A 14,096-nucleotide genomic window follows, 5' to 3' on the forward strand; every position below is an offset into this window, starting at 1 on the left:
GGAAACCGTTACCGTTTCCAAGGCTGTCGCTTTGCTTACAGAGTAGTTAAATACAAGAAATATCAAGATTGATAAGAGCATTGGAAATACGAATATACACTCTTCCAGATTCTTCAATCCTACAGAACGGTTCTTGGGAATTTTTTTCATAAGGCTTCAACACTCCCAACTGGAACAGCTCCGAATAATATGCAAGTTCATTTGGTATGAAGAAAATAATGTTCATACCAGAGTCAGATTCAATAGGAAGTCCAAAAATCAGCTTGTAAATATATTCACAGTCCAGCAAATAGTCCATATCCTCAACATAACCAATTCTATCATCATTTCTTCGGATTTCACATGACAGTTTTATATTCTGCTCCCTCTGCTCAGGGCTTGGAAACAGATACAGATATGTGCAATCTTTGAGTACAGACCGAACTGTGTCAAGAAATTGTTGCACTTTCTGCCCCTGAACTGCTCGTTCTTTTAAGGTGTCTGATACACATATAGCTTCCACTAATTGCCTCCCTTCTTCACGAAGTCCTTGAAAAACTACTCTCCGACCTGTGCTCGCATCCATACATGAGCCATCAAACGCAGCCCTAAAATTTTCTTTGTAATTCTTTGCTTCAACCTTTTCTTGATACATAAATTGCCCTCCTTTTGATTTTCCTGTTATCTTGATTGAGCCACTCATAAAATTTGTCCTTTGATACCACCATACGCTTATTCAGATAAATTGTCGGAAAATCTAAAGAGTTCATCAGCTCATACGTCTTTCCCTTTGAAATTCCCAAAATCATCTGGACGTCCTTTGCCTGGAGTATCAGAGGAAGTGATTCCCACGAACTACAATTACCAATCATAGTCATATCCTCCTATTCGTTCATTCAATTTTGTTGTTTCTGTATTTGGAAAATCCAAAGTTATTATATGGGTACTGCTTTATCTCGCAGGTTAGTCAATGCGTACTAAGTTTTTCGATAGCACCTCCCTCTCAAACCTCCGCTATGTCATGTTACGTCCATTATAATACAACACATTTCACTATTTGTCAAGGTTTTTTGACCAAATTTTTTCTATTCCTATTTTATAAAAATTTATTTACTTTTCTTCTTGTTCGGTATATAATAAAGGCCAAGGAGGTTTTGACATTATGGAAGATTATAAATTTGCAGAATTTGGAAGCCGCCTAAAGGCTCTTAGAGAACAAAGCCATATCAAGCAGGGACAATTTGCAGATAAAATAGGAATTGTAAGGCAATCCATGAGCAACTACGAAAGCGGAAAGCACTGTCCTGATGTCGAAGTTCTTAAAAGAATGGCAGAATGCCTTGGGTGTAGTGTAGATTACCTATTGGGATTGACAGAGCATAAAAACTATGAAACCAATATAGAATTTGACGAAAGCCTGTCTATACTGTCTAAGGCTTTATACACGATTCCAGAACCACTGAGAAATAAGTGGCTTGACATTTTCGCAGGAACGGCACAGTGGCTAGGTAAGGATTTTAACACTGGCACACGTTTGAACTTTTCAGCAGTTGTTTTCTTTAACGCCTTTATAGAACTGGCTGGCTATTGCCTTGAAGCAGAAGAAAAAAAGTCAGATGGAAGTTACTCTGAGGAAATTGCTTCATCACATAGACACAAGCGGTTTTCCACAATTCTCACTTTAAGGAATGAACTAAACAATTTAGACGTTATCAGTAATGAAATGATTGAGCAAAGCAAAGGAAGTGAATAAAATATGGCGAAACGAGGGCAAAATGAAGGCTCTATCCGCAAGCGGAAAGACGGCACATGGGAAGCCCGTGTGACGATTGGCATATCAGCAGACGGAAAACAACAGCGTAAATCCTTATACGGAAAGACCAGACAGGAAGTAGCCGCCAAAATGACCGACTTGCTGAATAATCTGCAAAAAGGCATTATCACCAATCCTACAGAAATGACTCTTGCCGAATGGCTTGACTATTATATGTCCGAATACAAAAAGCGGTATGTAAAGCCTACTACCTATATCAATTATACGGTAAAGGTAAAAAATCATATCAAACCAGCTATCGGTCACTATAAGCTAAAGGCACTCCGACAGGACATAATTCAGAAATTTGTCAACAGCCTGTCTGATAAAGGGTTAGCACCATCTACAGTGATAGATGTTTACAAGCTGTTAAGCAATGCCTTAGAAACGGCGGTAGATGACGGCTTGATTGTCCGTAACACCGCTAACAGGGTAAAACTTCCCAAAACAACAAAGCCACAAATCAATGTTTTAACACAGGAACAACAGAACGCATTTGTGGAACAGGCGAAAACAACCTACATGGGCGTTGTCTATATTTTCGACCTCTGCACAGGTATGCGGCTTGGGGAGTTGTTAGGGCTGAAATGGCAGGACATAGACTTTGAGCAGAACCAGTTACACATCCAAAGAATAATCCGCAAGGTAAAAGACCCAGACAACCCAGAGGAACATTGGCACTTAGAATTTGGCACACCGAAAACAGCATCCAGTGAGCGGATAATTCCTCTCAACGAAACGGCTATCAAGGTGCTTGCTGATGTCTGGGAGCAACAGGAGAAAAACAAAGAAAAAGCCAGTACTGCATACGAGGATAACGACCTTGTTTTCTGCACCCAGTTAGGCAGACCGCTTGACCCGAACAATATACGGCGTACCTGTTATTCTATCTGTGAGAAAATCGGCGTCAGTAACATCCACCCTCATTGCCTGCGTCATACTTTCACGACCAGAGGGGCAGAAAATAATGTGGATGTGCGGGTAATGCAGAAATTCTTAGGTCATGCGACCATAAAGGAAACAGCCGATACCTATACGCACGTATTGGACGACTTGAAACAGGATGAAATCCGAAAACTGGATAACGCAGTAAATTATTGAGCAAAAATATCGGGTAGGGGTAAGGTAGGGGTTAAACCGCAAAAGGAGCTACCGCCCACAGGCGGTAACTCCCAGAATTTACAACATTTCCCCGACAGGAAATTGTATCAGACGTTAAATCGGAACAGAACGACATCGCCATCCTGCATCACATATTCTTTCCCTTCCGAACGGACGAGCCCTTTTTCCTTTGCAGCATTCATCGAACCGCAGGCGGTGAGATCAGCAAATGAGACCACTTCAGCCCGGATAAACCCTTTTTCAAAATCGGTGTGGATTTTGCCTGCGGCCTGCGGCGCTTTTGTCCCCTGGGTGATCGTCCACGCGCGGACCTCCTGCTTTCCGGCTGTCAGATAGGAGATCAGGCCGAGCAGCGCATAACTCGCCTTAATCAGGCGGTCAAGCCCGGATTCATGCAGCCCCATCTCTTCCAGAAACATCAGCTTGTCCTCGGGAGACATATCCGCGATCTCTTCTTCGATCCGCGCGCAGATCGGGAGCACCTGCGCATACTCCGCTACCGCAATTTCTTCCACCTCTTTGTAGAATTGATTGGATTCTATCCCATTTGTAAAATCATTTTCACTCATATTGGCTGCATAAATGATCGGTTTTGCAGAGAGCAGCGGCATATCCGCGATCGCTTCCAACCATTCATCGGGGGAGCAGTCAAAACTGCGAGCCGGTTTTCCCTCCTCCAGATGGGCCTTGAGCTGTTTGAGCAGCTCCGCCTGCGCGGCGAGGGACTTATCCCCACCCTTGGCAGCTTTGAGGGAGCGGTCGATCTTGCGGTCGACGAGATCAATGTCCGAGAAGATCAATTCCAGACTGATCGTTTCAATATCCCGCTTTGGGCCGATCTCACCATCCACATGGACGATCTCACCGTCCTCGAAGCAGCGCACGACATGCACAATCGCATCCACCTCCCGGATGTGGGAGAGGAATTTGTTTCCCAGGCCCTCCCCCTTGGAGGCGCCTCGTACCAGTCCGGCGATATCGACAAATTCGATCACAGCAGGGGTGTATTTATCCGGGTCGTACATTTTTGCGAGCACATCCAGCCGCTCGTCCGGCACTGCAACCATACCAACATTTGGCTCAATGGTGCAGAACGGATAGTTTGCAGACTGGGCGCCCGCATTAGTAATCGCATTAAAGAGGGTCGATTTTCCTACATTGGGAAGACCCACGATGCCTAATTTCATTTTTCTGTATACCTCCTGATTTTCCAAGGGTTTCAAGACTTTCAAAGTGGTCTCCGCCACATTTCCGCCACATTACGGGCCTTTTGCTGCTGCCAACCCGTTTTCGAGTTGCCCTTGCTCAAAGAGCTTGATGCCCATTTCCATACTATCATCTGTGACATGGACGTACCTGTCCATTGTCGTTTTCAGGCTGGAATGACCAAGGAGCTTTTGCAAGGTCTTAGGCTGCATCCCGCTTTCGATGGCCCGGGTGGCATAGGTGTGGCGAAGAGCGTGCATACAGAACCGCCTGATTCCAGCTTCATCACAGAGCTTGTACAAATGGGTATCATAGGAGCTGTTCTTGTTCGGCATACCTGTGCGGAAATTGATGAAAACGAGGTCCTTCATATTGAAGCTCTTTTTCTGCTTCTGATCCTTCCGCTTGTCTGCGTACTCCAAAACGGTGTCCAGTTCGGGGGATTGCTTGCGGGTATCCTTTGTGGCATAGACTTCTTTCAAGATTTCGTATGCCCGACTCGTCAGCGGGATGGTACGATAGCTCGCCACCGTCTTTGGAGGCCCAGCGACCCAAAACTGCTGCTTATAACGGAACTCCATTGTTTTCCGAATGGTCAGCGTCCGTCTCTCCCAGTCAACATCATCCCACGTCAAAGCGATCATCTCACCCGTCCGCAACCCCGTTTCCAACAAAAAGGCATACTGATAATAGTTATGCGACCTTCTTGCGGCATCCAGAAACTTCCTTTGTTCCTCTACGGTGAGAACCTTCAGGTCATCCACTGCTTTTGTGCTCTTGGAAAACTTTACGCCGTCCAGCGGGTGAACCTTGATCTTGCCGTTCAGCTTGGCAGACTTAAAGATGGTCCCAAGCGTAATATATGCCTGGTAGATCGTAGACCCAGCATATTTATCGTCCATACTGTTCAGAATTTTGGTACAGTGCATAGGCTTCACATTTTTGAGCTTCATTCTGCCAATAACAGGCTGGATATTCTGATAATACCGCTCGGCATAGTTTCTCCGAGTATTTGCCGCCAAATCCTTGATAAGCTCTGTATGCCAGAACTTAAACCACTCGTCAACGGTTATGTCCTCAGCGTCTATGCCGTCCCCGAACTCGTCCTGATGACGCATTTCATACAGCCATCTGTCGGCTTCAACCATGGTATCAAACCGCCGTTGATGCCGTTTGCCAGCCTTGTCAACAAAGCCGGCTATAAATTTTCCATCATCCTTCCTCTGCGAAATACCTTTGGGAAGTTTTTTGCCCTTGATATATTTACCCATAGGGAACTCCTTTCTGTATTGGAAGGAGCCCCTGCAACACACCCATTGTATCACAGAGGCTCCTGTCAGGCAAGAATGAAATTACGTTCAAATCACAAGACTCGTCCTAATAAACTCCTCAAACTCTTTGCGTTTGACAAGTTTCTTGTTTGGCCCCACATAGAGAACAAATGGACAGTTGGGCTCACGGAGCATCGCCTCAATTTTATTGATGCCGATGTTACTGTACTCAGCGGCTTCATACTTTGTCAAGGCAACCTTCTGTTCGATGGGGACTATAGCTTTAACTCTTTGAGTATCTTGCATTTGGACTCGCCTCCTCTGTAAAGCTGGTTATTTGATACTGAAAATAGCCACCATTTCTGTTCCAAGTTTTTTTGACAATCTGCACCCTGTCGTATATAATTAGGGTATACCCTTCAAAACTTTTTCCCCTTGTTTTTGTCGCTTCCAAGCCGCTCCAACACTTTATCGAGTTTTTTTGGGGGCAGCCCACGCCTGCAAGCGTAAGACTTAGAAGCTGTATTCATAAGCGTTTAAGCAAGGTATGGAAATGAGAAATTTTTCTTGGCACACTGGAAAGCTATTCGGGCTGTAATATTTCCCAAATCGACCTTCATGTTTTGATAGGTAGGGTTCTGAGCTGCCAGCACGACATGGATTTTGCCATGCCGCCCTCTCCGCAGCAGACTGGAGACCATATCGCGCAACGCATTAGAAGTACGCTTATCCTCCGCACAGTTAAACAGGGCAGGAAATTCGTCCACAACCAGCACCAGTCGAGGTAAAGCGTCGAACTCCTGTTTGTTGGTCAATTCTAAGTCCTTTCGCCGTTCCATCTCAACGACTAGGGCGTTTAAGACTTGAAGGGCTACATCTTGGCTCCGAACAACCGGACAAGCCAGGTGAGGAAGGTCTTCAAATGGCATCAAGTCGTTCGCACCAAGGTCTACCAGAACAAAATTGACCGCTTCGGGAGATACACCGTAGGATATACTGCGACTTGTCCAGCAATCGGAAATGTAATAATCTATCTCGTCCGGGATAATCGCATGGAAAGGGTATCCTTCCTCTCTCCACATGGGTGAGGTCATCCCTGGCATATTCTCATACCAGAAAGCATCGTAGAAGTACGTCTCTGCGGGTAAGCTGCCCCCAAGGATCTGCTCAATCTGACGGAAGGTTAAGGTCAGGGGGGACTTGTCAGATAGCCGGAAGTATTCTCGTAATTCAAGGTATGGGGACTCCCTCAAAGGGGCTGTGTCAACAAAGTCTCCCAGCAGGTCAAAAAGGTCAATATGCTCCCCAAAGGTATCATCCGAATCCGAAAACATATCGTAGGCACATTGGGGGTGAATGTAAATCAGGTTCTGCACCCGCCGTCCCTTGCCGATCACCTTCTCGATTACCTCAACCTCCTGGTCTGCCAGCATGGGATTTCCGCAAAACGCACAGCGACCCCCCTTGCCGCTGCCAGACTACTTTATACTTGCCGTTGGCCTTCTGTTCGTCACGGCAGTGTTGAAGCTGGGAGAAGTAGTCCTTGTCCAGATACGGGTTGAAACTGACCTTGCAGGGCTTGTGTCGAACTATGGCGAGAGGTGCCAGCCGAACCACCCGACAAGCAGGGTCATCAGGCAGGGCAAAAACGTGATACCCTCCCACATAAATCCAAAATTTCCGTAGCACGGTTTCCCTGTGCCAGCGTGAATACTTCTGGCACATCTTTACGACAAGCAGGCCCTCAACCACAGCGTCAATATGCCGGAAGATCATATAGGCATCTGTGCTGCGGTGGTACGCTGCCCATCCACTCAATTTGTCGTTAATCTTTTCAATCAGTGCCCGTTGAGTTCCCTTGAAATTCAAAATCAGGTTTTCCAACTCACGCTCAATCTTCTTGATGGAGCCGTCAGTCGGTTCAACGGTCAGAACACCCTTCTTCTCCTGAAAATGCCACGACAAAAATGTGAAGCCCTCGCTGATATGGGCGATATATGTTTTCTCCTGATTAAAGCCCAAGCCCCGGTTGGCTAAGAAATCGCTGACGCTCTGCATGATCCGCTCTGCGCTCTCTACCGACCTTGCCGTGACCACAATATCATCGGCAAATCCAAGCTACAATAAAATCCAAACTTTTAAAGAGTTAATATAGTAAGTAGAATTTTTCACTTGAAAAGTTTGGATTTTGTTTCGGATACCGTGGAAATTAAGTAGAAACTATCAGATTAAATTGTGAGGTTTATTTGATAATGGATGGTTCCAATTGAACAATTGTAAGCGTTAAATGAGGAACCACCAGGTCTGGCGGTTCCTCATTTGACGCTTTAAAGATACCTGTGGCATCAGCAAGCTGCTGTTTTAAGTCAGGCAGTACATATCATACCCTGCAAAACTTCTACTGGCCGATAGAGCGCGTTACCGGCAGACCACAGATGCGGCCTGCCGGTGCTGGAGCTGATGACATAGGGGTTCGGGACGAGGCCTCTACCTCTCGGGCAGAAACAGCCACTTATCACGTTTGATCTCCAGTCCCTTCCTTATTTGGATAGGGCTCCAGGAACGCATGGAAATGGCGCATAGGCAGCTTCTCGCCCCGAATGATTCGGATATTGGGAATGTTCTCCCGGTCTTCATAAAGGGCCTTCACAGCGGCGATAACGTAGTCCATATGTTCCTAGCTAAGCTGGCCGCGGTTCACGGCGAAACGAACCACGTTGCACACCTCGGCTTGCTGTTCGGGAGTCTTCAGGTCATATTCCATAGAGTAGTCGCCCAGCTCAGAAGTGCGTATCCCATAGCGGCGGATCAGTTCAAGAGAAAAGCCCTGACCGGCAAAGGTCTCATGGCCGCGTTTGCCGTCAAAGAACTCATCCATATTGATGTACACACCGTGGCCGCCAGCAGGCAGGATCACACCCTTAACGCCAGCGTTATAGAACCCTTGTGACAGATACTCGCATTGCTCCACACGCTCTTTCAGATAGTTGAAGTTACAGCTCTCATACAGGCCGGTAGCCAGTGCCATTATATCACGACCTGACATGCCGCCGTAGGAGTCGTTACCGTAGCAGGATATCTGCTTGACCTTAGAACCCGTATTCACAACCATTCGACACCGTCTGAGCGGGCCTTTTGCCGGCCTGCTGCGTTGAAAAACCTTGCAATACACAAAGTATTGTCCGCATTTTTTCGCCTTGCAGGGCAGCAAAATCCCTCGCCCATCCGGCATCCTCTGATTATGAATACAGGTTCTTAATCAGCACACCAATATCATTTTTAACCGTGCCGTCCTCATTGAAGTCAGAAAATTTCCTCCAGAAACAGCCCTTATCGCGAAACGCCAGCATACCGCCCATATTGGCGTGGCCATCTTTCTTGGCAGACATGGTAAACCCATCGCAGTAGGAGAACATTTCCGTCGCGATTTCGGCGATGGACTTGTCCGCATAGCCTTCCTCGTTTGTCTTGATAAAATAGCAGTTCTCAGCCCAGCGGGCGGCATCAAACATAAACGGAATGTCATATTTGTGCGCGATCTCGGCGGTCTCCCGAATTGATTTCATGGATACAGCTTGTCCGCAGACTGTGTTATTGGTAATCGTGGTGTAAATCAAGGGTACATTCCCGGAACCCACAGCCTCGATCAATTCCACCAACTTTCTTACGTCCATATCGCCCTTGAAGGGGTTCTTCTCGTATTTACCGCCCTCGGGAACCTCGAATAACAGTTCCTTGTTAAACAGGTTGCGGGGAATGGACCCCATCTGCTTAATGTTGCCCTCAGTGGTATCGAAATGGCCGTTGGAAGGGATAACAAAGGATTTGGCAGGGTGGCGCTCGGCCATGATTTTTTTGACGATTTCAAACAGGATAGACTCTGCCGCCCGGCCCTGCTGGATGATGAAGGCATTAGGGCGCTCCATTTGAGCTGCGCCGCCATTAAAAAGGCCACCTTCATATTCGCACAGATACATTTCATCCATCATTTTATCAACGTCAGTACAATCAGTGCGAACCAGATCAATTATTTTTTTCCAGTTCTTCTCACCGCCGCGCTCAAAAATATCGCGGAATGTGTCCAACAGGACATAGTAGCCCTTGTTGCGGCCGTAGGACTCATCGCCCAGGAACATAGCGGCCCACTGTACATCAGTCATGGCGGTTGTGCCAGAATCGGACAGCATGTCGATGGTAAGCATACCCGCCGGGGACGCAAACTCATTGTAGTGGGTGGCCTTCAGGGCGCGCTCACGCTGCTCTACCGTAACATTTGGGATGTTGCGAACTACATAGGAAGCGTGATGGGGAACCTTTACGGACAGGGAATACTCTTTCATGGGATTTACCTCCATTTATTCGGCGTTGAGACGCCTTGTTATTTGGAGGCACCCCGGTCATCGGAACATCGATGATGATCGACATCCGCGACTGGTGGACAGTGCCTGATTGAAAACGGGCTGTCACCCGTGCTGGGGAAACGATGTGATATCTTTTACATAAATTCCCCGGTGCAGAATACACCGGGGAATTTATGTATTGCCCTGATTGATCGGTGTCGTTCCGCATCACCCATCGCCGTCAATTAGTCAATAAACAGGCCGTCAAGGTACTTTATCATCTCAATACCTAGAGCATCTTCCAGTCGTTTATATGGAGCACGGTATCGTACGCCTAATCCAAGGAGCATGTTCGTCCATTTGGAGCCGAGCAGATATACTTCAGCGCCTTCCTTTAACTCAGCAGTCGAGATCGGACGTCCGGTTTCATAATCTGCAGTCACAATAAAGTCAGGGAATGTATTCAGCCGGGTACCATTTGGACTGTTCACCGCCATGTACTCGTTGCAGAAATACATCTTAAACTTGTCCCCGTTGGAATCGGTTACTTCAAAGTGTCCGTAGTCTAAAGCATTCCTTGTTTCAATGGTGATCGGTCCAACAGTGCCTGTTGTAATGATACGACCATTGACAACCCGGCAGACATGATCTAGCTTTTCGTCAACAAGTAGTGACCTGTCAGTAAATTCCCGGCCAATTTCTTCGGCCATTGAATAGCACCCAGCAGCTGAAGAACGTACCAGATATCGATATTCAACTGGATTTCGGGCAACTTCCACCAGGTCGCCGGCATTGGATGCGCTCGACCGGATAATTTCAGCTGCGGAATCAACTGCGGCAATCACACTGATGTGTAATTCATTTAAGGATACACACTGACAGCTTGCGCTTATAAATACTCATGCCAGACCAATATATAAATAAGCAGGGGGAACAGCTACATCCAGTAGTTGCTCCCCCCTGCTTGTTGTTTCAATTTCGCTTACAAATAGAGCGAAATTAGATTTCCCTATAAATTCGGTCAATTTCCTCAAATTCTGCCCGTAGTCTATTTTGTATCTGTGCTTCTATGTATTCCTGTTTAATACGCGCAATGAAGCGGATATCTAGAAATAGGTGAGCGACTGTATTCAGCAAACTGCCAATATCAAGGTTTTTCGGATTTGAGGTAATACTCGCATTGATAATTGTGCTGGCGGATGCAATAGAATTGGAAATCAGGAGGATTTTACGGGTTCGCACTTCATAAATATCTTTTGGCACACTTTCATTACGGAAAAGGCCATGGGTAAGGCCAATAATCATATCAATTAACACCGATATGATAAAAGAAGCGCCTACAATCTTCGCGTCCCGCGAAAAGCACAACGCATCGTAGTGTTCTTTGTATAACTTGCTGGCAAACTGTTCATTGATAACAGCAAGAACTGGAACAGGGAGTCCGGCTTTCGTAAACTCGTCCGATTTTAGGTGTTGTGCCTGGGCAAAGATGGCTGCTGGTAAATTCAATCTATCGGCCTGTATCATTTCCTGACTTTCCTGTACCATAGTGCTAATTGGAACATTCCCGGGCAAAATTATCATCGGATTCCGTTGTACCCGGCGCGACTGAAAATCATTTGTTGTAATGATATCAGTTAAAATATTCATTGTTCCAAAGAGCCAGCCAAGTATTGGATCATGTCCCAGCGTATATAGCCGGTGTTCGCCACCGTGAAGCTGAATACCCGCAGCAGGTGATCCCCGCGTAATGTCATATGGTGGCGTTTGATATAAAATATTGATCCAATAACCAGTTTTACCCTTGTTGCCCGCAAGTTTTTTCTCCTTAAAAGCGTCATTTGCCTCTCTATGTTTTTGCTCTATGGATTTGTCATTGTGAGCCATCCGTTTGCTTGGGTCAAATCCACTTCCGTAGCCAGCTTTAGCTGCAATATATGGAAATAATAACGCTTTTGTTACTTGTAAGGCCGTTGCAATAGCAAGAAACGATAAATCGGTTTTGTTGATAAGACTTGTCTGCCGGGAAAATTCTTTGTTTATTGTGTCCAATTCCCGGAAAGAAGCATCAATCTCGCTTGCAGACATGATATCTTCCAATGCAACAAGGGTAGGACAGTACTCATTTGCTTGGCGCACAATTTCGTCCCATGCTTCCAACTCTGGACGGTGTTCCAGCCGCCGTTGGGTTCCTTGGGCAGTAATTTCCTGTTTCAGCTTTTCAACATCAGCAACTTTTCCGAGAGACTGTAACAATTCCAAAGATGAATCAATCGTTGCATCCGCCGCCTGTCTTGTGGCTGCCATATCGGAGTTATTTCTTAGGGACAGTGATCTGTCTTGATTCATCTTCAGTACCTTGTTCAAATCCTTTTCCTGCTCTGAATATTGGAATCTGCTCATTCACTTTTCCCCCTCAAGGTGCTTACGAGATACCCAAATCGTGTTTTAAGTCCTTAATAGCGGCTTGCAGAAGAATATTCAACCCATTCAGATAGTCGATCCGTTCTTTGTCAGCGTCTGTTTCTTGTTTAAGTGCCTTTACGATTGCGGTCTGCTTGGCAATTGCATTCTTATAAATCAGTTCCTTTGCTTCGCGGAGTTTCTTATTTCTTACATGAGATGCGACACCCATGCTGATTCCGCCCAGTGCGACAGCGGGGGCCGCCAACACAGCAATTCCGGCTACCATGCCGCCGCCAATCAGTCCGCCTGCTGCGGCCAGCCCACTTGTGATACCGGCGGCGCTAAGGCCGACAACAGAGCCGCCCAAATAGAGTCCGGCAAAGCCAATCCCAGCCCCTACACCAACGCCTACCGCACCGGCGAGAGCCTCGCCAATCGGAGAATCAGACATCCGTCTCGATTTGTCATTCAAGGCCAGGTCTGCATCATCAATTACGCTCTGTACGGTCTTTAGGGCACCCTGACTTTGAAAGCGCATATCCTTTTTGCTTTTAACATATTCTCCCATTTTGAATTGCCTCCTAATATATTTATATTTCATGCTGGTTTCTCACAGGTCATCTATCACTATGTAGTCCCCTTGACTTCGCAGCCACATTTCAATCCCTCTTCCAAACACCTCCGCGTCAACAATCCAACTACCGTTGGTTGCCTGGACTGCCGTTGCCGTGGGCAAGCGGTCCAGCACTGCCTCTATCGATGGCCCTGTATAGCGGAATTTGATATGTTCCAGCTTTCCACCGTACATAAACTGTACCCGCTTCCGAAATTCGCCTTCTTCAAAACGGTCCTTGTAAGGTATTCGGAAATGCTCATCCAGGACTTTGAAAGTACAGATACGGTCGATGCGGTAAATGGTCGGGAACAAATCATCTGGATTATCGAAATTTGCTTTGTTCTCCTGAAATGCCGTCAAATAAAAATAGTATTCGGAAAACATGATCCCAACCGGCTGGACCCGCCGGGTTACCAACTTTGGTTCCTTCATCCGCTCATACTGAATTTCCAGTACCTGATGCTTTTGAATTGCCTGCCCTATCTCCCAAAGCCCACTCAGGATTTGTTTGTTATGGTGAGGCTCTATGTAATGATATTTTTCATTTGCAATCAGTTCCTGTACCGCTTTTTTGTTTTGCTCCGGTACACAGCGGGAAATCAGCTTATCCAATATGGGGAGCATTTCATCTTTTCTCATGGAGCGGCTCTCCAAGAGAATTTTGCAAACTGCCAAGATTTCGCTGTTGCTCAAGGTCTGCGGTGCGGCATCCTGGATACGGTATCCACGGGATACTTTATCATAAACAATTTCCTGACCTATGTCCTGCTCCGCCAAAAAGCACCTTAACGCTCCAAGGTCACGCTGGATGCTTCGTTCCGTAACACGAAAATGCTGGGCCAATTCTCTTTTTGTAAAGGCTTCGCCTTGTGCCAATTTGAAATAGATGCGCAGTATCCGGTCGGATTTGAGGGCAGATGAGTTATCCATACATTCTCCTATATGTGCTGTCAGACATATATTTATATCTGTTGATTATAATACTATATCTGTCCGCTCATGTCAATTCCTGTCTCGATTGTTTATCATATAAAGAGCGGAGGAATTGCCAATGAAACAGATTTACGCAGACAAGTACCGTCAAATCGGATTAAAGATAGCTTACTACCGTAAACTTCGGGGTTTAACACAGGAGGAACTTGCAGAACAAGTGGGGTTAGCCCCAGCTTTTATCGGACATTTAGAAGCCCCGAATATCACAAAGGCCCTGTCGCTGGATGCGCTGTTTGATATTGCCGCTGTGCTTGGAGTGTCCCCACACAAATTCCTTTTAGAACCTGTATTCACAAGGAGAAAAGAACGTGGTAAAATAGAGATATGGAAGAAAAAGGACGGGAGTCGTA

14 protein-coding genes and 2 pseudogenes are annotated in these 14,096 nt (G+C 46.4%); 3 read left to right on the top strand and 13 right to left on the bottom strand.

What is annotated here, in order from left to right:
* Window positions 1-46: 46 nt before the first annotated feature.
* Window positions 47-634, bottom strand: coding sequence for a hypothetical protein (locus D5269_RS11560; RefSeq protein ID WP_120474163.1), 588 nt, complete (start codon window positions 632-634; stop codon window positions 47-49).
* On the bottom strand, window positions 615-851 hold the full coding sequence (locus D5269_RS11565) for a DNA-binding protein (RefSeq protein ID WP_120474164.1): 237 nt from the start codon (window positions 849-851) through the stop codon (window positions 615-617). Before D5269_RS11565 ends, D5269_RS11560 begins: the two co-directional genes overlap by 20 nt.
* Window positions 852-1,141: 290 nt before the next feature.
* Between D5269_RS11565 and D5269_RS11570 the strand changes: the two genes are divergently transcribed.
* Window positions 1,142-1,732, top strand: a complete 591-nt coding sequence (locus tag D5269_RS11570; RefSeq protein WP_120474165.1) for a helix-turn-helix transcriptional regulator — start codon at window positions 1,142-1,144, stop codon at window positions 1,730-1,732.
* Window positions 1,733-1,735: 3 nt separating this feature from the next.
* The gene (locus D5269_RS11575) at window positions 1,736-2,893 is read left to right on the top strand and encodes a site-specific integrase (protein ID WP_120474166.1); all 1,158 of its coding nucleotides are present in this window, start codon (window positions 1,736-1,738) and stop codon (window positions 2,891-2,893) included.
* A 107-nt stretch (window positions 2,894-3,000) separates the two neighbouring features.
* Here D5269_RS11575 and ychF read toward each other — a convergent pair whose 3' ends face one another.
* From ychF to D5269_RS11630, 11 genes and pseudogenes are all read right to left on the bottom strand, one after another.
* Window positions 3,001-4,101: a redox-regulated ATPase YchF gene (gene ychF / locus D5269_RS11580; RefSeq protein WP_016316604.1), complete on the bottom strand. Its 1,101-nt coding sequence runs from the start codon at window positions 4,099-4,101 to the stop codon at window positions 3,001-3,003.
* Window positions 4,102-4,173: 72 nt separating this feature from the next.
* Window positions 4,174-5,391 carry a tyrosine-type recombinase/integrase gene (locus D5269_RS11585; RefSeq protein ID WP_120485545.1) on the bottom strand — a complete coding sequence of 406 codons (1,218 nt, stop codon included), beginning with the start codon at window positions 5,389-5,391 and terminating at the stop codon, window positions 4,174-4,176.
* 87 nt (window positions 5,392-5,478) lie between these two features.
* On the bottom strand, window positions 5,479-5,697 hold the full coding sequence (locus D5269_RS11590) for an excisionase (protein ID WP_120485546.1): 219 nt from the start codon (window positions 5,695-5,697) through the stop codon (window positions 5,479-5,481).
* A gap of 230 nt (window positions 5,698-5,927) precedes the next feature.
* Entirely contained in the window at window positions 5,928-6,824 is an 897-nt protein-coding gene (locus tag D5269_RS11595) for an FtsK/SpoIIIE domain-containing protein (RefSeq protein WP_120485547.1), read from the bottom strand.
* On the bottom strand, window positions 6,802-7,491 hold the full coding sequence (locus D5269_RS11600) for a group II intron maturase-specific domain-containing protein (RefSeq protein ID WP_256374369.1): 690 nt from the start codon (window positions 7,489-7,491) through the stop codon (window positions 6,802-6,804). Before D5269_RS11600 ends, D5269_RS11595 begins: the two co-directional genes overlap by 23 nt.
* Window positions 7,492-7,906: 415 nt before the next feature.
* Window positions 7,907-8,482, bottom strand: a pseudogene (locus D5269_RS11605) (beta-eliminating lyase-related protein); the annotation flags it as partial.
* A gap of 163 nt (window positions 8,483-8,645) precedes the next feature.
* Window positions 8,646-9,731, bottom strand: a pseudogene (locus D5269_RS11610) (tryptophanase); the annotation flags it as partial.
* A gap of 245 nt (window positions 9,732-9,976) precedes the next feature.
* A complete protein-coding gene (locus D5269_RS11615) occupies window positions 9,977-10,576 on the bottom strand; it encodes a DUF917 family protein (RefSeq protein ID WP_158604952.1) in 600 nt (199 codons plus the stop codon).
* A 154-nt stretch (window positions 10,577-10,730) separates the two neighbouring features.
* Entirely contained in the window at window positions 10,731-12,134 is a 1,404-nt protein-coding gene (locus tag D5269_RS11620) for a hypothetical protein (protein ID WP_120485550.1), read from the bottom strand.
* A gap of 22 nt (window positions 12,135-12,156) precedes the next feature.
* Window positions 12,157-12,705: a hypothetical protein gene (locus tag D5269_RS11625; RefSeq protein WP_120485551.1), complete on the bottom strand. Its 549-nt coding sequence runs from the start codon at window positions 12,703-12,705 to the stop codon at window positions 12,157-12,159.
* 42 nt (window positions 12,706-12,747) lie between these two features.
* A complete protein-coding gene (locus D5269_RS11630) occupies window positions 12,748-13,629 on the bottom strand; it encodes a WYL domain-containing protein (RefSeq protein ID WP_347707299.1) in 882 nt (293 codons plus the stop codon).
* A gap of 175 nt (window positions 13,630-13,804) precedes the next feature.
* Here D5269_RS11630 and D5269_RS11635 point away from each other — a divergent pair.
* Window positions 13,805-14,096 (top strand): helix-turn-helix transcriptional regulator (locus D5269_RS11635; protein WP_147407970.1); only part of this gene is annotated, 292 nt, incomplete at its 3' end.

This window comes from Anaerotruncus sp. 1XD42-93 (assembly GCF_009917605.1).
In the GTDB taxonomy this organism is placed as follows: Bacteria; Bacillota; Clostridia; order Oscillospirales; family Ruminococcaceae; genus Anaerotruncus.

Coding starts and splice junctions, on each gene's coding strand:
- D5269_RS11590 (WP_120485546.1), bottom strand. CDS start 5,697: ATGCAAGATACTCAAAGAGTTAAAGCTATAGTCCCCATCGAACAGAAG.
- D5269_RS11585 (WP_120485545.1), bottom strand. CDS start 5,391: ATGGGTAAATATATCAAGGGCAAAAAACTTCCCAAAGGTATTTCGCAG.
- D5269_RS11575 (WP_120474166.1), top strand. CDS start 1,736: ATGGCGAAACGAGGGCAAAATGAAGGCTCTATCCGCAAGCGGAAAGAC.
- D5269_RS11625 (WP_120485551.1), bottom strand. CDS start 12,705: ATGGGAGAATATGTTAAAAGCAAAAAGGATATGCGCTTTCAAAGTCAG.
- D5269_RS11620 (WP_120485550.1), bottom strand. CDS start 12,134: ATGAGCAGATTCCAATATTCAGAGCAGGAAAAGGATTTGAACAAGGTA.
- D5269_RS11570 (WP_120474165.1), top strand. CDS start 1,142: ATGGAAGATTATAAATTTGCAGAATTTGGAAGCCGCCTAAAGGCTCTT.
- D5269_RS11595 (WP_120485547.1), bottom strand. CDS start 6,824: ATGCTGGCAGACCAGGAGGTTGAGGTAATCGAGAAGGTGATCGGCAAG.
- D5269_RS11560 (WP_120474163.1), bottom strand. CDS start 634: ATGTATCAAGAAAAGGTTGAAGCAAAGAATTACAAAGAAAATTTTAGG.
- ychF (WP_016316604.1), bottom strand. CDS start 4,101: ATGAAATTAGGCATCGTGGGTCTTCCCAATGTAGGAAAATCGACCCTC.
- D5269_RS11565 (WP_120474164.1), bottom strand. CDS start 851: ATGATTGGTAATTGTAGTTCGTGGGAATCACTTCCTCTGATACTCCAG.